Origin of the sequence: Antribacter soli, assembly GCF_021568775.1 — a bacterium.
GTDB lineage: Bacteria > Actinomycetota > Actinomycetes > Actinomycetales > Cellulomonadaceae > Antribacter > Antribacter soli.
Window position 1 is genome coordinate 65,546 of sequence record NZ_JAKGSG010000025.1, and the last position, 21,352, is coordinate 86,897.

The window sequence follows — 21,352 nt, forward strand, 5'->3', positions numbered from 1 at the left end:
GGCTGTGAAGGAGGCGCGATGCCGATCGACGACCACGCGGCGCTCCGCGAGCTGCACGACCGGCACGCGGCTGCGGTGTGGCGCTACGTGGTGCACCTGACGGGCAGCCCGGCGAACGCCGACGACGTCGTGCAGGAGACGCTGCTGCGCGCCTGGCGGAGCCCGCGCATCATCGGGCAGGACCCGGCCACGGCACGGTCGTGGATGTTCACCGTCGCCCGGAACCTGGTGATCGACGACGCGCGCAGTGCCCGCCGTCGGCACGAGCTCGTCGACGAGCCGCCCGAGCTGGCCGTCGACGACCGCACCGACCAGCTCTTCGACACGCTGCTCGTGGAGGAGGCCCTCGCGGGCCTCAGCGCGGACCACCGTGCGGTGATCGCGCGTGCCTACTTCGGCGGCCGCAACACCGCCGAGCTCGCGTCCGAGCTCGGCATCCCCGAGGGGACCGTGAAGTCGCGCCTGCACTACGGGCTGCGCGCGCTCCGGCTCGCCCTCCAGGAACGAGGGGTCGTGCGATGAACCGTGATCATCCGGCGTTCGCCGACTGGGACGCCGCCTACGTGCTGGGGGCGCTCACACCCGCGGACCGGCGCACGTTCGAGGAGCACCTGCTCTCGTGCGAGCTGTGCCGCGTGGCGGTGGCGGAGCTCGCCCCGCTGCCGGGCCTGCTGGCGCGCGCGGCGGCGCCGGAGCCCGACGCACAGGACCCCGGCCGGCCCGGGCCTGCCGCGCAAGCGGTCTCGCCGCGGGCCGACCTGGCGGACCTGGTCGCGCGCCGCGCCGTGCGCGAGCGCCGCGCCGAGCGCGAGCGCCGCACCTCGCGCGTCCGTCGCGGCCTCGCGGCCGTTGCGGTGACCGCGGCCATGGTGCTGGCCGTGGTCCTCGTCGTCCCGCGTGGCGGCGAGGCCCCCGGTCCGACGACGGCGCCCGACGCCACGGTGACCCTCGTCCAGGCGGCGGACGTGTCGCTGACCGCGAGCGTCCGCCTGACGTCCGTCGCGTGGGGCACGCGCATCGCGATGGAGTGCGACTACCCGGCCGGGAACCCGCAGGGCCCCGGACCGTACCCGGGGAGCGGTGACTCGTACGCGCTGGTCGTCACGGACTCGGCGGGGACGTCGAGCCAGGTCTCCACGTGGACCGCGGTCCCCGGGCGGACGGTGCACCTCGACGCCGCGACGGCGGTGCCCTTGGCGGAGATCGCATCGGTGGAGGTCCGGTCGGCCCAGACCGGCCGGCTGCTGCTGTCCGCCGACCTCGGGTGAGCCGGGGGTGAACCTGCCGCCGCCGGGTGTCGTGTACCGGGTGACAGACCCGGGTGACAGACCGGGTGACAGGCCGGGTCACAGACCCGGTGACATTGTCCGACCAACCGGAGGACCCATGAAGTCGCGCATCAGGACCACGATCGCCGCCGTCTCGCTCGCAGCCCTGCTCGGGCTGACCGGCTGCGGGTCCGGCACGGAGGACAGCCCCGCGGGTGACGACGGCGGGTACGGCGCCCCGGCGGAGTCGCCCGCCGCGACGGACGAAGCAGAGGACATGGCGGCGGAGGACGCCGTCACGACGCTGTCCACGGCCGACACCGACCTCGGCACGATCGTGGTGGACGGCGACGGGTTCACCCTGTACCAGTTCGACAGCGACACCCAGGGCGGCGACTCGTCGTCGTGCACGGGCCAGTGCCTCACCGCGTGGCCTCCGGCGCACGGCGGGGACGAGGCGCCGACGCTGGACGGCGTGACCGGCGAGGTGGGCACCATCACCGGCACCGACGGCCTGCCGCAGCTCACCCTCAACGGGTGGCCGCTGTACTACTTCGCGGGCGACGCTGCCGCCGGCGACACGACCGGGCAGGGCGTCAACGGCATCTGGTGGGTGCTGACCCCGGAGGGCGAGCGCATCACCGGCTGACCCTCGGCCCGCGCGGGCCGGCCCGCCCAGGCCTCGGGCGGGCCGGCCCGACTACGCCGTGAACTGCACCGGCAGGCTCGCCGGGTACGACGACCAGATCGACCCGACGGGGTCGAGCTCCGACGGGTCCACGGCGAGCGTCATGCCGCCGAGCCGGCGCAGCACCACGTCGACGGCGATCTGCGCGATGAGGCGGGCCGGCCGGCGCACGGGGCACGCGTGCGCCCCCGCGCCCCACGTCATGTGGGACCGGTTGCCGACCTCGAGCCAGAGGTCGTCGGCACGCAGGTCGTCGTCCTGGTTGGCTCCGTGGATGGCGGTCACGACGGCGTCGCCGCGTGCGATCTTCCGCTCGCCGATGACGCAGTCGGCCGTCGCGAACCGCGGCATGTTGTTCGACGCCGGCGGGTGCCGCCACAGGACCTCGTCGAGCGCCTCGGCCGCCGAGAGGAAGCCGCCGCGGTGGCCGTCGTAGCGGGCGTCGGAGAGCACCATCCGCAGCGTCTGCGCGATCCAGGCGACCTCGTACTCGTTGCCGATCAGGAGCATGGTCGAGATCGTGGCCTGCGCCTCGGCGTCGGTCGGTTCCGTGGGGTGGTGCACGAGGCGGGAGGCGACGTCGTCGGCCGGCGCGACCCGGCGCGCCGTGACGTGGTCGAGCACCACCTTCGCCTGCGCGGCGAACGCCTCGGCGACGTCGCGCCCCGTCCCGGCATGGATCGTGCGGGAGTGCCGCAGGACGGCCCAGGACTGGTCGGGGCTGAGCCCGAACATGCTCGCCATCGCGAGCAGCGGCACCGCCATGGCGTAGTCGAGAACGAGGTCGGCGTGGCCGTCCGCCCGCACGCGGTCGAGGATCCCCTCGCACCGTGCGCGCACCTCGCGGGCGAGCCGGTGCTCGTCGAGCCCCTCCAGGGCGTCGTCCACCTGGGTGCGCAGCTCGCGGTGCCGGGGACCGTCGACGTAGTAGAGGCTGTCGCGCGGCGCGAGCCGTGTCGCCAGGCCCGACGCGGGATCGAGCCGGTCGAGCTGGGACCACGCGCGCGAGTCCCGCGAGAACAGCTTCCCGGCGCGCAGCACCTCCGCGACCTCGCTGTGGCCGAGCACGAGCCACGCGGGAACGTCCGGCGCCATCAGGACGGGCGCGACGGTGCCCCAGCGGGCGCGCAGCTCCCGGTGCAGGCCGGTGGGGTCGAGGCTCCGGGTCGTGTCCGTGAGAAGGAGGAGCGGCTCGGCGGCGGCGAGGTCCTCGAGCCGCTCCGAGAACGTTGTCGTGAGCAATGTCGTCTCTCCGTCAGGGCCGTGGGGTCGCCGGCGTCAGGGCGTGCGAGATGTGGGCGGAATCTACACCATTGAGATGTATGTCCCCTGGCCAGACCGGTCGCGGACCACCCCATCGTCACGACTGGCCGACTACGTCGGCGAGGTACCGTGCGAGACATGACGGACGAGGCCGCGCCCGACGGCGGACTCGTCGACGTCCTGCCCGCGAACCAGGTCTCGTGGCAGGACCTGCAGGCCGTGCTGGGCGTGCGCGGCGAGGCCAGCCGCTGCCAGTGCCAGTGGTTCCGCACCACGGCCGCCGAGTGGCGCGGGCTCACGCCGCGGGAGCGCGCACTGCGCCTGCACGAGCAGACGGCGTGCGACGACCCGGACGCGCCCACGACCAGCGGGCTCGTCGCCTACGTCGACGGCGAGCCGGCCGGCTGGTGCGCTGTCGAGCCCCGGACCGCCTACCCCCGCCTGCGGACCAGCGGAGGGCTACCCGCTGACGCTCCGGCCCGGCGAGGTCGCGTCGTGGGGCGAGCTGTACGTGGGCAGCCCGAGCGTCTTCGCCGGTGCGGGGTTCACCGAGGTGAGCCGCCCGACGGACCGGCGGGTCGTGATGCGGCGGGAGCTGTAGGAAGCGTCTGCGACGGCGCGCCCGGCGACCAGGACATGGGTTGCGGAATCGGGGGCCTTTCCGCAACCCATGTCCTGGTCGGCCGGGATCAGTCGGCCGGGATCAGTGGGCCGGGATCAGTGGGTCCGGCGGATCAGTGGGTCCGGCGGATCAGCAGGCGACGCCCGCGTAGGAGTGCTCGGTCGTCGCACCCCCGGCGGTCACCTCGACGGTGCCGGCGGCGAGCGATGCGGACCGGGCGGGGAAGACCTGCTCCCAGCGCCGGCCGGCAGCCACGTCCTCGCCCGTCCGCGTGCCGAGCGGGCTTGCGACGGTGACGTCGACCGGACCGTCCGACACGTTCGTCACCCCGACGGTGAGGAACACGCGCGGCCCGAGGCACCCGGCGGTCGCCTCGACCTGCACCGGGAGCGGGATGCTCAGCGGCGAGACGGTGATCCGGTCGACGACCGGCGCCTCGTCGGCGCGCAGGAGGATGCCGGGCCACGTGTCGGAGGCGTAGGTGACCCCGTCGAAGTTCGGCAGCTCCTGCGATCGCAGCGACACGGTGTTCTCCCCCGCATCGAGCTCGAGCACGACGGTCCGCTCCCAGAAGTTGTTCGCGTGGAACGTCGGCGGGAACATCTCGCGCTGCGGCTCGCCGCCGTTCACGGAGATGTCCGCGTGCCGCCCGAGCGGGTTGGGGTTGTAGTGGGTGCCCGGGACCTGCTCGGGGTTGGAGAACCGGAACGTCACCGCGTGCGGGCCGGCGGTGCCCGCCTGGACCGTGAACGTGAGGGCGCTGTCGTTGCCCGGCTCGCCGCCGATGCCGCTGACGGCCTTGCCGCCCTCGGCGAGCGAGTACGGGGTGACCGTCGCGCTCCCCGCGAGCGCCGCGTCCTCGGCCTGGTGCTCGGTCGTGTCCAGCACGCCGGCGCCCGGGGACACCGTGAGCCGGTCGAGCAGCACGCCGCCCGCGCCGCCCTCGACAGTGACCTTGTTGACGCCACCGGAGAGGTGGACGGCGACGGCGGGTGCCTCGGCGAGGTCGAGCACGTCGCGGCCGTTCACCGTGACGGTCGCGGCGCCGCGCACGGCCCCCCGGCGGACGGTGTCCAGCGACAGCGTGGCCTCGGCGTCCTCGGCCGCGTAGACCCAGAAGGTCGCCTCGTCGCCCGCGGCGAGCTCGACCGCGCCCGAGCCGCTGATCTCGGCGGCCTCGGCGCCGTCGGGCACCCTGTAGAGCGGGCTTCCGCCGTCGAGCGCGGCCAGCTCGGCCTCGTACACCGTGTCGGCCGCGGCGGGGTCTGCCAGCGACAGGGTGATGCGGTCGACGATCGTGTCGCCGCGCGTCGCGCCCGTGCCGTCGAGGCTGCGCGCCGCGAGCGAGAGGGTGTGGGTGCCGGCGCTCAGCTCCACGGTCGTGTCGGCGTGGTCCCAGACCACCCACTTGTACCCGAGCGGGAGGAACAGCTCCTGCTCCTGGCCGCCGTCGACCCGGACGAACACGTTCGTGGGGCCCTGCTCGGCGACGAGGCCGAAGGTGTTGAGGCTGCTCGCGAACACGCCCAGGTCGTACGTCCCGTCCGCGGGCACGGTCACCTGGAAGTCGAGCACGCCGTTCGAACCCGTGCGCAGGCCGCCCACGTCGTAGCCGCCCGACGTGTAGAACTTGCTCACGTCCCTCGGCGAGCCCTCGGGCCCGTTGCGGCTGTACCCGGAGCCCGTGTACGTCGCGTCCTCGGCCTCGTAGCCGGCCTCCCACGTGGTGGGCGTCACCGACGTCGAGGTGCCCTCGCCGGCGGGGGTGACCACCAGCTCGTATGCCGACGACTCGTCGAGCAGCGGCAGGTCCGTGCCGTCGAGGTCGACGGTCACGGTGCCGTCCGTCACCGGCAGCGTGAGCTCGGCGACGTGCCGCGGCTGTGCCGAGTCACCGAGCTGGCCGGTCCACGGGATCTCCCGGACCCACACGCGCACGTCGTCGCCGAAGACGTCCTGGGGCACGTTCACCAGGTCGACCGGCGCCGCGCCGTCGGCCCCGCCGAGGAGCACCCGCGAGACGGCGCGCTCCTCGTCGAGGGTGGCCACGCCCTGGAGCGTGTAGTTCTGCCCGGGGTAGGGCGGGGTGACCCCGACGGTGTGCCCGGTCATGGACCCGTACGCGTTGTAGAGCCACCACTGGCCGTTGCCACGGTTCGACTGGACCGCCGAGTCGGACAGGTTCCCGTTGATGTTCCAGAACGCGATCATCGCGTCGACCTTGGAGTCCTCGATCGCGGACATCCACTGGATCATCTGGCCGGGGACCGACGTGTGGTAGTTGAACGCGTACTCGTTGACGTTGATCGGCAGGTGCGTGCCCTCGAGCTCGGTCCCGGCGAAGACCTCGTCCTCCCACTGGCGGAACCGCGCCACCGAGTCCCGGACCTGCTGGGGGTGGCTGAGCTCGTGCCAGGTGATCACGTCGGGCACCGTGCCGGCCACCACCGCGTGCTCCAGGAAGCCCTTGACCTGGCCGAACAGCACGCTCGTGCCCGGACCGCCGACGCGGAGCCCCGGGTCGGCGGCCTTGATCCGCCGGTAGGCCTCGTCCCAGGCCGCGAAGTAGTCGGCCGGGTCGTCGAGCCAGCTCGTGCGGTCGAGGCTCCACCCGCCCGTGCCGAACATGTTGCCCTCGGGCTCGTTGAACGGCTCGATCACGAGGTGGTCGCGGTGCGCCGGGTCGATCTGGGCGGCCATCGCGAGCTGCTCGTCGAGCACGCAGAAGTAGTCGGCGAGCTTCTCCTCCGGGGTGTCGCCCGGCCACTGGTAGGGGAAGCCGCGGTACCAGTCCGTCACCCGCAGATAGACGTCGCCGCCGGTGGTGTCCGCGAGCGGGCCGAGGACCTCGAACGCGTCCGACCCGGGGTGCTGGGCACCGTCCTGCGCCTTCGTGGCGACGGTGCGGACGTTCATGCCCTCGATGAGGTTGTCGGTGGGCATCCCGTCGGCGTAGAGCCCGTAGAGCAGGCCGGAGGCACCGCCGAGGAACTCACCGGTGTCGTTGCCCAGGTCGACGCGCAGCTCGCCGCGCGTCACGGTGACCGTGGCCGTCACGGGTGCCCCGGCAGCCTGGCCGACGACGGTGAACGCGCCGGAGCTCCCGTACTGCGCGGGGTCCACGGCCTGCCACGTCACCGCGACGTCGCGGTCGTAGCCGTCGGAGAACGAGGCGCGGACGGCGGACGGCAGCTCGGGCGCGACGCCGACCGTCGTGCGGACCTCGAAGGCGTCGTCGGCCAGGCCGGTCAGTGTCGGGACCGCGTCCCCTGCCAGCTCGGCGACCTGCGTCGCCGTGAGGGCCGCGCGGTAGATCCGGAAGTCGTCGACCGCGCCGTCGAAGAGCGGGTCGGGGTAGAAGGACCTGCCGATGTACCCGGCCGATGTCGCCGACGCGGCCAGCAGCGCGCCGGCCGAGACGGTCGTGGGCGCCGAGCCGACGGCGACGCCGTCGAGGTAGGTCGTGACGCGGTCCGCCGCCGTGTCGAGGGTGACCGTGAGCGTGACCCAGTCGCCCCCGGCGAGCGGCCCGTACCCGGTGACCTTCGCCTCGCCACCGGCGAACGTGGTCGTCACGGCCGTGCGCAGCCGGCCGTCGCTGTTCGACGGCGTGGAGAACAGGTAGCGCTCGGTGCTCGTGCCGAGGGCGTAGGCCCACTGCCACGGCCCGCCGGCGCCGTCCCAGCGCAGGCGGGTCGACACCGTCAGGTCCGTGGCGCCCGCGAGCGCGCCGCGCGGGATCGTCACGTAGCCGCCGCCGGCGCCGCCGAGCAGGTCGAGCGCCTGGCTCCCGCCGGCGTCGGCCGTCGACGTGCTGCCGGCGACCGTCCCGTCCAGCCCGTTGCCGGAGCTGTCGGGCACCGTGGTGCCGGCGATGTCGTCCATCGTGTAGTGCAGGTCCGGTTCCGGCGTCGCGGCAGCCGCGGGGAGCGCGAGCGCTCCCCCGAGCGTGCCGGCGAACAGCGCCGTGGCCGCGGACAGCGCGACCGCCGTCCGTCGCGGCGTGCGCCGCGCGGGTGTCCTCATCATCGAGTCCCTTCATCGGTGTACTACGGGTGGGTGCTGCGGTGGGTGCTGCGATCAGGATCGGAGCAGGGTGCGCTACGCGGTCGGGACGAAGACGCGCATGGTCGAGGCCCCGCGCTCGGCCCACCGGTGGTACGGCACGAACCTCGCCTCGAGCTCGGCCCGGGCTGCCGGCGGTGCGGGGTCCGGCCCGAACGGCGGCCGCCCTGGGCGGTGGTCCGGCGGGCCGACGACGAACGCCCGCGCCACCGCGCCGTCGTCCGCCGGGCGTGGCGGCGTGGCCGGGTCGATCCTGACGTCCTCCATCGCGAAGCCGTCCGGCAGGTCGCCGGACTCCAGGCACAGCACGAGCGGCCCCCGCTCGACCGCCACGGAGCCGCGCACCGCGTCCACGCGCGGGTCCGGCCAGGTGAACCGCGGCGCCGTCGGGAGCACGAGCGTCACGACGTCGCCCGGCACCAGGACGCGCCGCACCTCGGCCCAGCCCGGAGCGACGGGCGCCGGCGGGCTGCCGGGCACCGCGCCCGGCGCTGCGCCGGCGACCGTGGCGACGGCGACCGTGGCGACGGCGACCGTGGCGCCGTCGGCCCAGTGCGGGACGCGCAGTCGCAGCGTGACCGGCCGGTCGGGGGCAGCGGTGACCTCCACCCGGACCGTCCCGTCCAGCGGGTACTGCGTGCGCACCCGGAGCCCCACCTCGCCGCCCGCGTCCAGCGTGAGGGACAGGTCGGCGGCGGCGTACTGCAGCAGGGTCACGGTGTCGCCGTCGACGGACGCGGCGTAGGTGTGCCAGGACGCGAGGGTGCGCGCGACGTTCGTCGGGCAGCACGAGACGTCGAACCACGGCGCGCGGACGCCGCCCTCGGCGCGGGGGTTGACGGCGTCGGGCAGGACGTCCGCCCCCGCGACGCGCTGCTGCAGCGGGTTGGCGTAGAAGAACGCCCGCCCGTCCGTGCGCGGCGACGTCGCGACCACGTTGTGCAAGGTCCGCTCCATGAGGTCGGCGTAGCGGACCTCGCCCGTCGCGAGGAACAGCCGCCACGAGACCATGACCGACGCGACGCCCGCGCAGGTCTCGCAGTAGGCGCGGTCCGGCGGGAGCTCCCAGTCGTCGCCGAAGCCCTCGTCCTGGTGCCGCGAGCCCATGCCACCGGTGAGGTACGTGCGCCGCTCGACGGACCGCGTCCACTGCCGCTCGACGGCGGCCAGCAGGTCGTCGTCGAGCGTGTCGACGGCCACGTCGGCCGCGCCGGCCGCGAGATAGAGCGCGCGCACCGCGTGCCCGCGCCACGCGTCCGCCTCGCGCACCGGCACGTCGTCCTGGAAGTAGGCCGGGCCGAGCAGCGCGATCGGCCTGAGCGTCCCGCGCCCGCGCCGCTCCACGAACAGGCGCGCCTGCTCCGTGTACCGCGGCTCGCCGAGCGCCCGGCCCAGCTCCGCCAGGCCCAGCTCGATCTCCGGGTGGCCGCACAGCTCCTCGCGCGCGCCCTCGCCGAACTCGCGGCAGACGTGGTCCGCCGCGCGGCGGGCCACCGCCACGAGGCGGTCCTCCCCCACGGTCCGCAGGCGCGCGACCGCCGCCTGCAGCAGGTGCCCGGTGCAGTACAGCTCGTGCCCGCTGGACAGGTCGGTGTACCGGCCGGGCTGCCCGGCGTGGCCGAAGCACGTGTTGAGGTACCCGTCCGGATCCTGCGCCGCCGCGACGCGCTCGGTCAGCGCCTCGAGGAGCTCGTTCGCACCGGGGTCCCCCGTCCGGCCGTGCTCCCACGCCAGCGCCTCGAGCAGCTTGTAGACCTCCGAGTCGGAGAACTGCCAGCCCGGCCGCTCCCCGCCCGTGGTGCCCGCCGCGACCCGGTCGAAGTTGGCGACCCAGCCGAGCCGTTCCATCCAGTCGAGGCAGTGCCGGAGCGTCGCCCGGCCGTTCGTCTCCTGGAGCCGGCCCCAGAACCCGCCGTCGAGCCGGACCTCGCCGATGCCCGCCCCCCGGTGCGTCCCGGGCGGGACGACGGGCCGGGCGGCAGCCGGCCCGGCAACGGGCACCGCGGCGGAGCCCGCCGACGAGCCCGAACCCGGGCGGGCGATGGTGTGGTCGGTCACGTGTCAGTCCTTCACGGCGCCGGCGGTCACGCCCGCGGCCACGTAGCGCTGGGCGACGACCAGGAGGATCGCCGCGGGGACGGAGGCCACGACGGCGGTCGCCATGATCGAGTTCCACTGCGTCGTGTTGTTGCCGATGTACTTGTAGATCCCGAGCGTGATGGGGATCAGGTCGCCGTTGCGGTTGAGCGTCGACGCGAAGATGAAGTCGGACCAGGCCCAGAGGAACGCGAAGAGCGCCACGGTGAGCGTGGAGTTGCGGCTCACCGGCAGCACGATCGAGCGGAACGTGCGCCACGCCCCCGCGCCGTCGATCCGGGCGGCCTGGAGGAGCTCGCGCGGGATGCCCGACATGAACGCCGTGTAGAGCAGGACCCCGAACGGCACGGCGATCGTCGAGTCGGCGACGATCAGGCCGCCCACGGTGTTGAGCAGGCCGAGCCGCACGTAGATCGCGTAGAAGCCCATGGCCATGACGACGGCGGGGATCATCTGCGCCACGAGCAGCACGAAGTTGAGCGCCCGTCCGCCGCGCAGGTTCAGCAGCGCCAGCGCGTACCCCGCGGGGGCGGCGACGACGATCGTGAGCGCCACGCACCCCAGGCCGACGAGCAGGCTCGTGCCCAGGGACGGCAGCTGCTGTTCGAGCACCGCGGCGTAGCCCTCGAGCGTGGGGTTCCAGGGGAACCAGTGAGGCGGGTCGGCCCGCAGGTCGCTCGTCCGCGTCAGCGAGACGTTGGCCATCCAGTAGGCGGGGAAGAGCATCAGTGCCGTGAAGAACACGCCGAGGGCGGTCTTCCACCAGGTCTTTCGCAGTGGCCTACGGCCTGTCATGACCCCTCCTGACGGTGCTGGAGCTGCAGGTGCAGGAACCCGAAGACCAGCGCGATGAGGATCAGCACGTTGCCCACGGCCGCCGCGGGCGAGAAATCAGGCTGTCCCGTGCCGAACGCCTCGCGGTAGGACCAGATGGCGAGCGTGGTGGTGGAGTTGCCCGGTCCGCCGGTCGTCATCACCCAGATGACGTCGACGACCTTGAGCGTGTAGATGAGCCCCAGCAGGAGCGTGATGGCCGAGACCGGGCGCAGGAGCGGGAACGTGATGCTCCAGAACTGCTTCCACGCGCCGGCGCCGTCGAGCGACGCCGCCTCGGCCAGCTCCCCCGGGATGTTCTGCAGCCCGGAGTACAGGATCACGAGGTTGAACGGGATGCCGAGCCAGATGTTGGCGACGATCACCGACAGCAGCGCGGTGTCGGGCGACGTCAGCCAGTTGATCTGCGGCACGCCGAACGCGCCCAGCACCGAGTTCACGATCCCGTTCTCGCTGCTGAGCATCCAGGCCCAGGTCGAGGCGGACACGATGAGCGGCAGCAGCCACGGGACCAGGAACATCGCGCGCAGCACGCCCGAGAGGCGGAATCCCGAGCGGAAGAAGACCGCCAGCGCGAGCCCCGCGGCGTACTGGAACAGGATCGACACGAGCGTGAACACGGCGGTGTTCAGGAGCGCCGTGGGGAACGTCGTCGACCCGAAGACCTCGGCGTACTTGTCGAACCCCACGAACTCGGCGTTGCCCTGGACGAACGCGCGGATCGTGTAGTCGTGCACGCTGAGGTCGATGTTGCGCCACAGCGGGTAGGCGTAGAACAGGACGAGATAGACGAGCAGGGGGGCGGCGAAGCCGACGGCCGTCCACCCACCCGCGCTCGGTCCACGGCGCGCGCGCCGCGCACCCGCACGCCCGGACCGGTGAGGGCCGGAGTGCTGGTCATCAGCTCGTCGCCGTCTCCGCCTCGGTCTGCGCGGCCTTGAGCGCCTCCTCGGGGCTGCCCGCACCGGAGAGCGCGTTCTGGACGGCGGTCCAGAGCTGCTCGGAGATGATCGGGTAGTCCGTGCCGAGGTCGTCCGACGTGCGGCCCTTCGCGTCCTGCACCGCGCTGACCCACGGCTCGAGCTCGGGGTTCTGCTCCAGCAGAGCCGCCTGGCCCTCGGCGGTCGGCGGGATGTAGTACGCGAACGTGGTCGCCGTCTCGACGAAGCCCTCGGGAGTCGTCATGCACTCGACGATCTGGCGCGTCACCTCGTAGCGCTCGGCGTCCTCCTGCACGGGCGCGACGATGAACTCACCGCCGGTCGGCGCGGGCGCGCCGCCGCCGTCGCGGGCCGGGATCTGGATGATGCCGGTCTCGAAGCCGGCCTCGGCCGCGCTGTTGACCTGCCAGGTGCCGTTCTCCACGAAGGCGTACTCGCCCGTCAGGAACTCCTCCCAAGTGGTGTTCTGGGAGTTGGTGATGACGGTGTTCGGCGCGTAGCCGGCGTCGAGCCAGCCCTTCCAGAGCTCGACGGCCGCGACCGCCTCGGGCGAGTCCAGCTCGCGCAGGTCGGCGCCCGCGCCCCAGAACCACGGGAGGAACTGGAACGAGCCTTCCTCGGTCCCGATGCCGGCGAACGTGATGCCCTTGCTGCCGGCCGCGGTGACCTTCTCCAGCGCGGCGGTGAGCGAGGCCCAGTCGGTGACGGCGGCCGGGTCGACGCCGGCCGCGTCGAGGACCTCCTTGTTGTAGTAGATGGCGAGCGTGTTGGCCCCGATCGGGACGCCGTACGCATCGCCCCCGGCGACGCCCGCGGCCAGCAGGTTCTCGTCGATCGCCGACGTGTCGAGCCCGAGCTCGTCCACCGTGCTGAGCATGCCGGTGTCGGCGAGGGTCGACACCGCCGGGTTGTCGATGAGGATGACGTCGGGCGACGTCCCCTCCTGCGCGGAAAGCAGCGCCTGGTTCGTCAGCGCCGTCGTGTCGTACGCGGTGCGCTCGATCGTCACCCCGGCGTCGGTACCGCACTGCTGGACGCGTGCCGCCCAGTCGGACGACTCGTCGTGCTGGGGGTACGGGTCCCACCAGGTGTAGGTGTCGCTGCTGCCTTCCGACGCCTCGTCCGGCGCGGCGGCCGAGCAGGCCCCCAGAAGACCCGCCGTGGCGGTCGCGAGGGCGACGGTGGTCGCGAGGGCGGCAGGCCCACGCCTCGTGTGCTGCATGATGTTCCTCCTTGAACGACAGGACTGACCCAGCCCAGGACAGGGCTTGCGGCAGGACTCGACGACGGACCGGCCGACGGCGTCGGCGGCCAGGCTTACCGACGCGGCGCCCCCGTGCTGCGACGGTCGACGAGCTCGGGCGAGACGAACCGCACGACGTGCGGCTCGTCCGGGCCGACCTCGCCCTCGATCCGGCGCACGAGCTGGCGGACCGCCATGCGGCCCAGCCGGTCGGGTGCGCTCTCGATCGACGAATAGGGAAGGGAGAAGGTGCGCGCGAACTCGTCGGAGTACCGGCCGATCACGGACAGGTCGCCGGGCACGGACAGGCCGCGCGCGTGCAGGACCGTGGGCAGCGCCGCGGCGGCCGCCTCGTTGTTGATGAGCAGGCCGGTCACGCCCGGGTGGGCGTCCAGCAGGTCGTGCAGCTCGCGGCCGACGTCGGGCTGGTGCGCCGACGCGAAGATGGCGTGGAGCGTGATGCCCCGGACGCGCGCCGCCTCGGCGGCCGCGTTCTGGAGGCGCCACACGTAGGCACCGCCCCGCTCGATCACGTGCTCGGGCTGGGAGACGAGCGCGAGCTCGCGGTGCCCCAGCCGGTGCAGGTCGTCGACCATGAGCCGGCCGGCCTCCTCGAAGTCGAGGTCGAACACGTCGACACCGGTGCAGTCGGCGGGCAGGCCCACGAGCGCTCCTGGCTGCGACGCGGCGCGCAGGATCGGGAGGCGGTCGTCGTGCTCGGCGACGTTGAGCAGCACGACCCCGTCGACCATCCGGGAGTCGGTGACGCGCCGCAAGCCGCGCGTGCCGTCGACCTCCGTCACGAGCAGGATGTCATAGCCGAGCTCGCGGGCGGTGTTCGCGACGCCCTGGATGTACTGGAGCATGGCCGGCGCGAACTCGTCCTCGAGGAACTGGGCGAGCAGGCCGATCACCATGGTCTGCGAGGTCGCCAGGGCACGGGCGCCTGCGTTCGGCGTGTAGCCGAGATCGCGGACGGCCTCCTCGACGCGGCGCCGCACGTCGGCGGAGATGGAGCGCTTGCCCGACAGCGCGTACGACGCCGTGCTGCGCGACACGCCTGCCGCGCGGGCGACGTCCCCGATCGTGGCCACTCTGCCTCCTCATGCGGGTCTCCCCGCAGCTCTCGCCGTGCTGACTCGCGTCCGTTGCGAACCGGTTCGACTCTAGCCACACAGTCTTACGCATCGCAAGTACGGATTTTTCGCACTCTTGCGCCGGACAGTGTTCGAAACTAGCGTCCTGGTGATCCGGAATGTCGAACCGGTTCGCAATCTCAAGGAGGAGATTCCATGAAACGAGTCCTGTCCCGCCTCAGCGTCCTCACCCTCGTCCTGGGGGCCACGCTGGCCTCCCCCGTCGGTCCGGCCCAGGCCGCCGGCAACACCCTCACCGTCGATGTCGGCACCGTGGTGCGACCCGTGACCCACGTCGGGTCCGGCGGCCTCTACGGCGTCGGCTCGGACACCAAGCCCACCACCGACCAGCTCCTACCCCTGAGCCCGAACGGGTTCACCCAGCCGGCGCCGGGCACCACCCACCTGGGCAACGGGGCCACGGAGCCCTGCTGCGACGCGCTCGACGTCGCGAACAACATCACGCGCGCCGGCGCGCAGCAGTTCATCCGCATGCCGGACATCTACCCGACGTTCCCCTACGAGTGGCAGGGCTGGGCGGACTGGGAGCAGAAGGTCCGGACCATGGTCCAGGCCCGCCTCGCGGCCACGACGACGACGAACATCCGCGGCTGGGAGCTGTGGAACGAACCCGACTGGACGTGGGACACCGCGGACGCGGGCTCGTTCAACTCCGGCTGGACGCGCACCTTCAACGTGATCCGGTCGCTCGACTCGGTGACGCCCATCGTCGGGCCAAGCGACGCGGTCTACAACCACGACCGGATGCTGTCGTTCATGACGAACGCGCGGAACACGGGCACGCTGCCCGACGTCATCGTCTGGCACGAGCTCGACGACATGAACTGGAACGCCTTCGACGATCACGTGGCCGACTACCGGGCCATCGAGACCTCGCTCGGCATCAGCCCGCGCCCGATCGCGATCAACGAGTACAACTCGTTCAACCAGATGGATATCCCGAGCGTGGCCGTGCACTGGATCTCGGTGCTTGAGCGGCACGGCGCCCGGGAGGCGCACCGCGCGTACTGGTTCGAGGCAGGCACGTTCGATGGCCTGTTCACGCTCAGCGGCCAGCCGACGGCCTCGTACTGGGCCTACCGCTGGTACGGCGCCATGGCCGGCAACGTCGTGCGGACCACGCCGCAGAGCTGGCTCGACGGCGTCGCGGCGTACGACTCGAGCCGCAAGATCGTGAACGTCGTCCTCGGCGGCGACAGCGGCAACAACAGCGTGCGCGTCAACGGCCTGGGGTCGTTCGGCTCGTCCGTCCAGGTGACCGTGAGCGCCGTCCCGGGCAGCGGGCGGAACACCCAGGTGTCGGCCCCGACCGTGCTGTCGAGCTCCACCATTACCGTCTCGAACGGCACCGTCACCGTCCCGGTGAACGGGATGACGGCCGAGGGCGCCTACCAGGTCCTCGTCACGCCCGCCGCCGGCCCGACCACGAGCTGGCAGCAGGTCTACGAGGCCGAGAACGCGAACGTCGTGAACGCGCAGACGCGCGCCGCGTCGGGCGCCTCGAACGGCTCGTACGTCGGTGGCATCGACGGCTCGGCCGACATGCGCTCGCACAGCTTCGTGGACTTCACGGTGAACGTGCCGACGGCTCGCACCTACACGATGACGATCCGGTACGCGAACGGCACCGGCGCGACGTCGACCCACGGCCTGGCCTACAACGGCGGCGGCTGGTCCACCGTGTCCTACCCGCCGACGGCGGGCTGGGCCCAGTTCTCGACGACGACCGTGACCGTCTCGCTGCGCGCCGGGTACAACCAGATCCGGCTGGCGAAGGGCTCACCGTTCTTCCCGGGCGGGACCGGCTACGCAGAGCTGGACAGCATCACGCTGTCGTAGGCCCCACTGCGGATCGGAGACTGCGGCCCTGACCCGGCGACGCACCAAGTATCTGGTGCACCAGGTACACACCGAGTCAGGCCCGCAGTCCGCACGTGGTACCAGCTCAGGCCTGCCGGCCGCCCATCCCGAGGTACTCGCCGAGCTTGTACTCGAGATCGAGCCCGAGCTGGGCGGCGAGGGCCTCGAATCCGGCGGCGCGGGACAGGAATCCGGGCAGCGTGAGCGAGTGGGTGAACTCGCCGTAAGCGGTGACGAGGTCTGCGTCCGGCGGCAGCGACGCGCGGTTGACCATGGCCTTGGCCGACGCGAGGGAGGCCCTGTCGAACGAGGCGAGGCGAGCTGCCATCGTGTCGACGAAGCCGTCGAGCTCGGTGTCGGGCAGAGCCCGTGTCACCCAGCCCCAGCGCTCGGCGGTGTCGGCGTCGTAGTCGTCGCTGCTCAGGATCACCTCGAGCGCGCGATCCCGGCCGATGAACCGGGGCAGTCGCTCGGTGCCACCACCACCCGGCAGCAGGCCGCCGCCGACCTCCGGCTGCCCGAAGATCGCCTTCTCACGGCTCGCGTAGCGCAGGTCGAGCGCGAGGGTCAGCTCGTCGCCGCCACCGCGGGTCCGGCCTCGGATCGACGCGATCGTGATGTACGCAGCCTTGGACAGCCGCAGCACGATGTCCGTCCAGATCGGCACCCCATCCTCGCCCTCCGGCGTCGGGAACTCGGCTGCGGCCGCGAGGTCGAAGTGGTTGAAGAAGAAGTCGGGCGTGCTGCTGTCGAAGACGACTACCTGGATGTCCGGGTCGGCTTCGAGCTCACGAGTGATCTCGTCGAGCCGACGGACGGTATCGCCGACTATCAAGTTCACGGGCGGGTTCTCGAACGTGATCCTTGCGATCTGTGGTGTGGTGCGTACGAACGTGATGGTGCTCTGCTCGGGCATGGGGTCCGCTCCGTTCACTGCGATGACGGTTCAGGGTGATGACTGCTCTGGATGGTCCGGCGCAGGGTTCGTGCCCCGACACGGCCCGCCCGGCGAGTTCAGAGTACGCTCATTTCTGAGCGGAGTCACCTTTCCATACCGCAGGGTCAAATTTCACCTCGCTACAGTCCGCACGGCCCGCGCCCCAGCGCGCGTCTGTGCGAGCCGGAACAGTCCGAGGGGGACCTGGGCTTCGCATTCACTTCACCGCGGCCGATCTGGTGCGCACGAGAGTGGTCACGCGGCTGGATCCCATGTGGGAGCTCGTTCTGAGCATCCATCAGGTGGCGATCCCCGCGTCGGCCGGGCTGCGGACCCCGCCCCCGTCGTCAGAAGGGGTACGGCGCGATCCGCGACTGCACCGTGACCCACTGGGTCTCGGTGAAGGCCTCGATGTTGGCCTCGTGGCCGCCGAAGCGGGCGCCCGAGCCGGAGAACCCCGTGCCGCCGAACGGGGCCTGGGCCTCGTCGTCGACCGTCTGGTCGTTGATGTGGAGGATCCCGCAGGGGATGCGGTCGGCGAGCTCGAGCGCCCGGAACGCGTCGCCCGCGAGGACCGCGACCGACAGCCCGTAGCCGCTCGCGTTGACGAGGTCGATCGCCTCGTCGACGTCCTCGAAGCGCACCACCGGAGCCACCGGGCCGAAGATCTCCTCGGCGAACGCCGGGTGCTCGGGCCGGACCTCGGCGAGCACCGTCGGCTGGTAGAAGAGGTCGGTGTACGTGCCGCCCGCGACCAGCCGAGCCCCGGCGTCGACCGAGGCGGTGACCAGGCCGTGCACGCGGTCGCGCTGGCCAGCGTCGATGATCGGGCCGAGCGGCGTGCCGGTGGACGGGTCGCCCGCCGGCAGGGCCTTCGCCTTCTCGGCGAGGAGCGCCACGTACTCGTCGTGGACGTCGGCGTGCACGAGGTGCCGGCCGGTCGTCATGCAGATCTGGCCCTGGTGCAGGAAGGAGCCCCAGGCGCCGGCCGACGCCGCGGCCGCGACATCGACGTCCGGCAGCACGATCATCGCGTTGTTGCCGCCCAGCTCCAGGTGGACCCGCTTGAGCAGCCGCCCGCCCCGCTCGCCGATCGCGCGCCCGGCCTCCGTGGAGCCGGTGAACGAGATGATCGGCACCTCCGGGTGGTCCACGAGCGCGGCGCCGACGTCGGCGCCGCCGGGGACCACGGCGAAGACCCCCGCCGGGAGACCCGCCTCCTCGAGCGCGGCCGCCAGGAACAGGCCGCCGGACACGGTGGTGCGGGGATCCGGCTTGAGCACCACCGCGTTGCCCAGCGCGAGCGCCGGGAAGACCGACCGGGACGCCAGGATCGCGGGGAAGTTGAACGGCGCGATCACGCCGACCACGCCCGCCGGCCGCCGTCGGGCCATGCTCAGGCGGGGGTGCGCCGTCTGGAGAAGCTGGCCGTAGGGCATTATCGCCGTGGCCGCGGCCAGGTGGAGCTCGGCGACCACGAGGCCGACCTCGAAGGCCGCCTTGCCCTGGCCGGAGCCCGCCTCGTCGACCAGCCAGCGCACGAGCGTGTCGGCGTGCGCCTCGACCGTGGTGGCCGCGCGGCGCATCACGGCGGCGCGAGCGTCGGCGGGCAGCGCGGCCCACTCCCGCTGCGCGGCCGCGGCGCGGTCCACGGCGTCGGCCAGCTCGGCCGCGTTGCCGGTCGCGACCGTCGTGAGGGTGGCGCCCGTGGCGGGTGACACCACCGCGACCGTGGCCTCGAGCTCGGTCCAGCCGCCCACGTAGGCGCGGCCCTCCCAGTCCTGCTGTGCGAAGAACGTCATCGTCTCTCTCCTGCTCGTCCACCTCGACGCTTCCCGACCCTAAGGACAGGGCGCGCCGCCGACCCGGCGTTTTGTGCACGTCTCCGCCGTTGACCGTTCGAGCGGAGCGTGCGTACGATCTCGCAACACGTGTGCGGGAGGCGAACGTGGTAGTTCTCGAGGCGGAGAGCGCCGACACCTGGGAGGCGGTCGTCAGCGGCTGCTTCGTGCCGCTCAACTGCGCAGGCTTCGAGCCGGACTTCACCGGGCGCATGGAGCACACCGCCCTCGACGAGCGGCTCTCCGTCTCGCTCGTCACGACCTGCGGCACGAGCGCCGAGCGCAGCCCGCGCCTCGCCGCGCGCGCCGCCACTGACGACCTGCACCTGTCGCTGCAGCGCTCCTCGACGGGCCGGGTGGTCCAGGACGGCCGCGTCACGCCCGTCCGTCCCGGCTCCGTCACGGTGTACGCCACGGACCGCCCGTACTACCTCGACTACTCCCCGCCCGGCCAGCAGCAGCTCATCGTGCAGGTCTCCGGGTCGTCCCTCGGCCTGCCCGCCCGGATGATCGAGGCCGCCACCGCGCGGCTCGCGGTGCCCTCCGGGCAGCGCTCCTCCGCCGCCGGCAGCCTCTTCTCGTACGTGGCCGCGCTGGCGGGCGCCGGCGGGGACCCGGCCGGTGCGGCGGGTGGCGAACGGGGGGACGGCCCGCGGCCGGGCGAGGCGGCCGACGTCGCCCGCGACCTGGCGCAGGTCATGATCCGGGCGTCGTTCGGCGGCGGCCCCGTCGTCCCGCGGACTGCGGGCGGGCTGCGGCACACCGTCCAGGAGTTCCTGCGTGCCCACGCGACGACGCCCGGCCTCGACGTCGAGGAGGTGGCGCGCTGCCACTTCGTCTCGCGCCGCAAGCTGTACCAGGTGTTCGGCGAGGCGGGCCTGGCGCCCGCGGAGTTCCTGCGCCGCGAGCGCCTCCGGGCCGCGGCCCGCCTGCTGCGCGCCGGCGGCCCCGGCGCGCGGCCGGTCGAGCAGGTCGCGTACGCGTGCGGCTTCGACGACCCGACGACGTTCACCCGGGCCTTCCGCCGCGTGTACGGCTGCACCCCCCGGGAGTGGCGGGCCCGCCCCGCTCCGACGCCGCCGGCGACCTTGTAGTTGTTCACCTCTTCGACCGCAAAGCGTGAACAACTACAAGGTCGCGGAGGCGGGTGGTCGCCTGGTCGCGGAGGCCAGACGTCGGCCCCCCACCTGGGGCGCCCACGGCAGCGCCCGTCCGGGCACCCACCCTGCGCGGCGCAGGACGCCACCGATCTCGCCGGTCACATAGCCCGGTTCGCGCAGATGGCAACCGGCGCCGGCCGCTGCCGGGGGTCGTCCACCGGCGGCCGACGCCGGGGCAGTGCCCGGTCCCGGGGGCGAGCCGACGTCGGGCAGCGCGGGGTGTGGAAAGCGGTCGCCCGAAACGCGCGCTCCGTGCGGGAGGATGCACCGTGGAGGTGCCGGCCCGTGCGCCGGCGCGAGGGGAGACGGCGTGACGAACGAGCTGACGACCGGACCGGGCGGCCTCGCCGGCCGCGGTCACCTGCTGCGCCTGGGAGCACCGCGCGACACGGCGGCGGTGCGGCACCTGGTGACGTTCCTGGTTGCGAGCGTCGTGACCGTGCTCGGCACACGGGCCTACCTGGCCGCGACGGGCTACCCGCAGATCGGCGGGGGCGGGCTGCACCTTGCCCACGTGCTGTGGGGCGGGCTCCTGATGGCTCTGGCGATGATGCTGCTGCTGTCGTACGTGGGCCCGGTGCCGCGGTCGCTGGGAGCGGTGCTCGGCGGCGTCGGCTTCGGGCTGTTCATCGACGAGGTCGGCAAGTTCGTCACCTCGGACAACGACTACTTCTACGCCCCCACGGCCGCGATCATCTACCTCGTCACGGTGCTGCTCGTCCTGGTCGTGGAGGGGCTGCACGGCCGCCGGGCGCACCACCCGGCCGAGTACCTCGCGGTGGCGGCCGACCGGCTCGCCGCGGGGCTGGCCGGCGGGTTCACGCCGGCCGCCCGCGAGGAGGCACGGGCACTCGCCGCGAAGGGCGCCGGCGAGCCCGGCGCCGCCCTGGTCGCCGGCCTGGTCGACGCGGTGCCCGACGACGACGCGGACGTCCCCGACCTGGTGCGCGCCGCCGTCGACCGCGTCGTCAGGTGGCTGGACGCGCTCGTGGACCGGGCGTGGGCCGCGTGGCTCGTGATCTGCGCCCTCCTGGTCGTGTGTGCGGCGGAGGCGATGGTGGGCGTGCGCGTCGTGCGCGGGCTCGTGCCCGGGGTGCCGGAGTGGACCGGGGCCGCGATCCTCGCCGCCGTCGGGGCGTCCGTCGTCCTGCTGGCCGTCGGCGCCGTCGTCGGCCGCCGTGATCACCTGCGCGGTGCCGTCTGGGTGCGCCGGGCGGTCCTCGTGAGCCTGCTGTTCACCCAGCTCCTCGTGTTCCGGGCGGTGCGGTGGACGGCGTCGTTCGGGCTGGTCCTGGACGTGCTGGTGTTCATGGGGCTGGAGGTCGCGCTCCGCGAGGAGCGGATGGAGCAGACGCGCAGCGCCTGAACGCCGGCGG

At 73.0% G+C, this 21,352-nt stretch carries 15 protein-coding genes; 6 read left to right on the forward strand and 9 right to left on the reverse strand.

Going from position 1 to position 21,352, the window contains the following annotated elements:
* Positions 1-18 precede the first annotated feature (18 nt).
* The 3 genes from L1785_RS07785 to L1785_RS07795 all read left to right on the forward strand — a co-directional run bounded on the left by L1785_RS07785 (position 19) and on the right by L1785_RS07795 (position 1,917).
* Positions 19-522: a sigma-70 family RNA polymerase sigma factor gene (locus L1785_RS07785; protein WP_236088648.1), complete on the forward strand. Its 504-nt coding sequence runs from the start codon at positions 19-21 to the stop codon at positions 520-522.
* Complete coding sequence (locus L1785_RS07790; protein WP_236088649.1) at positions 519-1,268, forward strand: anti-sigma factor family protein; 750 nt, start codon at positions 519-521, stop codon at positions 1,266-1,268. The genes L1785_RS07785 and L1785_RS07790 overlap by 4 nt, the downstream gene beginning before the upstream one ends.
* Before the next feature lie 118 nt (positions 1,269-1,386).
* Positions 1,387-1,917: a COG4315 family predicted lipoprotein gene (locus L1785_RS07795; protein ID WP_236088650.1), complete on the forward strand. Its 531-nt coding sequence runs from the start codon at positions 1,387-1,389 to the stop codon at positions 1,915-1,917.
* Between the two features lie 51 nt (positions 1,918-1,968).
* Here the strand turns inward: L1785_RS07795 and L1785_RS07800 are convergent, their stop codons facing one another.
* The 7 genes from L1785_RS07800 to L1785_RS23190 form a co-directional block, all read right to left on the reverse strand.
* Positions 1,969-3,198 (reverse strand): cytochrome P450 family protein, encoded by a 1,230-nt coding sequence (locus L1785_RS07800; RefSeq protein ID WP_236088651.1) that lies wholly within the window; start codon positions 3,196-3,198, stop codon positions 1,969-1,971.
* Positions 3,199-3,970: 772 nt separating this feature from the next.
* Positions 3,971-7,867 (reverse strand): LamG-like jellyroll fold domain-containing protein, encoded by a 3,897-nt coding sequence (locus tag L1785_RS07805; protein ID WP_236088652.1) that lies wholly within the window; start codon positions 7,865-7,867, stop codon positions 3,971-3,973.
* A gap of 75 nt (positions 7,868-7,942) precedes the next feature.
* Complete coding sequence (locus L1785_RS07810; RefSeq protein WP_236088653.1) at positions 7,943-9,964, reverse strand: glycoside hydrolase family 127 protein; 2,022 nt, start codon at positions 9,962-9,964, stop codon at positions 7,943-7,945.
* 3 nt (positions 9,965-9,967) lie between these two features.
* Positions 9,968-10,798, reverse strand: a complete 831-nt coding sequence (locus L1785_RS07815) for a carbohydrate ABC transporter permease (protein ID WP_236088654.1) — start codon at positions 10,796-10,798, stop codon at positions 9,968-9,970.
* Positions 10,795-11,574 (reverse strand): carbohydrate ABC transporter permease, encoded by a 780-nt coding sequence (locus tag L1785_RS07820; RefSeq protein WP_236088655.1) that lies wholly within the window; start codon positions 11,572-11,574, stop codon positions 10,795-10,797. Before L1785_RS07820 ends, L1785_RS07815 begins: the two co-directional genes overlap by 4 nt.
* A 163-nt stretch (positions 11,575-11,737) precedes the next feature.
* On the reverse strand, positions 11,738-13,000 hold the full coding sequence (locus tag L1785_RS07825) for a sugar ABC transporter substrate-binding protein (RefSeq protein WP_236088656.1): 1,263 nt from the start codon (positions 12,998-13,000) through the stop codon (positions 11,738-11,740).
* Between the two features lie 95 nt (positions 13,001-13,095).
* Positions 13,096-14,115, reverse strand: coding sequence for a LacI family DNA-binding transcriptional regulator (locus L1785_RS23190; RefSeq protein WP_236088657.1), 1,020 nt, complete (start codon positions 14,113-14,115; stop codon positions 13,096-13,098).
* 198 nt (positions 14,116-14,313) lie between these two features.
* On the opposite strand from L1785_RS23190, the gene L1785_RS07835 reads away from it, so the two are divergent.
* Complete coding sequence (locus L1785_RS07835) at positions 14,314-16,017, forward strand: carbohydrate-binding protein (RefSeq protein WP_236088658.1); 1,704 nt, start codon at positions 14,314-14,316, stop codon at positions 16,015-16,017.
* A 106-nt stretch (positions 16,018-16,123) separates the two neighbouring features.
* On the opposite strand, the gene L1785_RS07840 is transcribed toward L1785_RS07835, so the two are convergent.
* Both L1785_RS07840 and L1785_RS07845 read right to left on the reverse strand, forming a co-directional pair.
* Positions 16,124-16,954: an enoyl-CoA hydratase/isomerase family protein gene (locus tag L1785_RS07840; protein ID WP_236088659.1), complete on the reverse strand. Its 831-nt coding sequence runs from the start codon at positions 16,952-16,954 to the stop codon at positions 16,124-16,126.
* A 368-nt stretch (positions 16,955-17,322) separates the two neighbouring features.
* Complete coding sequence (locus L1785_RS07845; protein ID WP_236088660.1) at positions 17,323-18,777, reverse strand: aldehyde dehydrogenase family protein; 1,455 nt, start codon at positions 18,775-18,777, stop codon at positions 17,323-17,325.
* Positions 18,778-18,923: 146 nt separating this feature from the next.
* Between L1785_RS07845 and L1785_RS07850 the strand changes: the two genes are divergently transcribed.
* Entirely contained in the window at positions 18,924-19,910 is a 987-nt protein-coding gene (locus tag L1785_RS07850; protein WP_236088661.1) for an AraC family transcriptional regulator, read from the forward strand.
* A 376-nt stretch (positions 19,911-20,286) separates the two neighbouring features.
* On the forward strand, positions 20,287-21,342 hold the full coding sequence (locus L1785_RS07855) for a hypothetical protein (protein WP_236088662.1): 1,056 nt from the start codon (positions 20,287-20,289) through the stop codon (positions 21,340-21,342).
* Positions 21,343-21,352 lie beyond the last annotated feature (10 nt).

Coding starts and splice junctions, on each gene's coding strand:
- L1785_RS07795 (WP_236088650.1), top strand. CDS start 1,387: ATGAAGTCGCGCATCAGGACCACGATCGCCGCCGTCTCGCTCGCAGCC.
- L1785_RS07840 (WP_236088659.1), bottom strand. CDS start 16,954: ATGCCCGAGCAGAGCACCATCACGTTCGTACGCACCACACCACAGATC.
- L1785_RS07790 (WP_236088649.1), top strand. CDS start 519: ATGAACCGTGATCATCCGGCGTTCGCCGACTGGGACGCCGCCTACGTG.
- L1785_RS07825 (WP_236088656.1), bottom strand. CDS start 13,000: ATGCAGCACACGAGGCGTGGGCCTGCCGCCCTCGCGACCACCGTCGCC.
- L1785_RS07845 (WP_236088660.1), bottom strand. CDS start 18,777: ATGACGTTCTTCGCACAGCAGGACTGGGAGGGCCGCGCCTACGTGGGC.
- L1785_RS07785 (WP_236088648.1), top strand. CDS start 19: ATGCCGATCGACGACCACGCGGCGCTCCGCGAGCTGCACGACCGGCAC.
- L1785_RS07815 (WP_236088654.1), bottom strand. CDS start 10,798: ATGACAGGCCGTAGGCCACTGCGAAAGACCTGGTGGAAGACCGCCCTC.
- L1785_RS07835 (WP_236088658.1), top strand. CDS start 14,314: ATGAAACGAGTCCTGTCCCGCCTCAGCGTCCTCACCCTCGTCCTGGGG.
- L1785_RS07805 (WP_236088652.1), bottom strand. CDS start 7,867: ATGAGGACACCCGCGCGGCGCACGCCGCGACGGACGGCGGTCGCGCTG.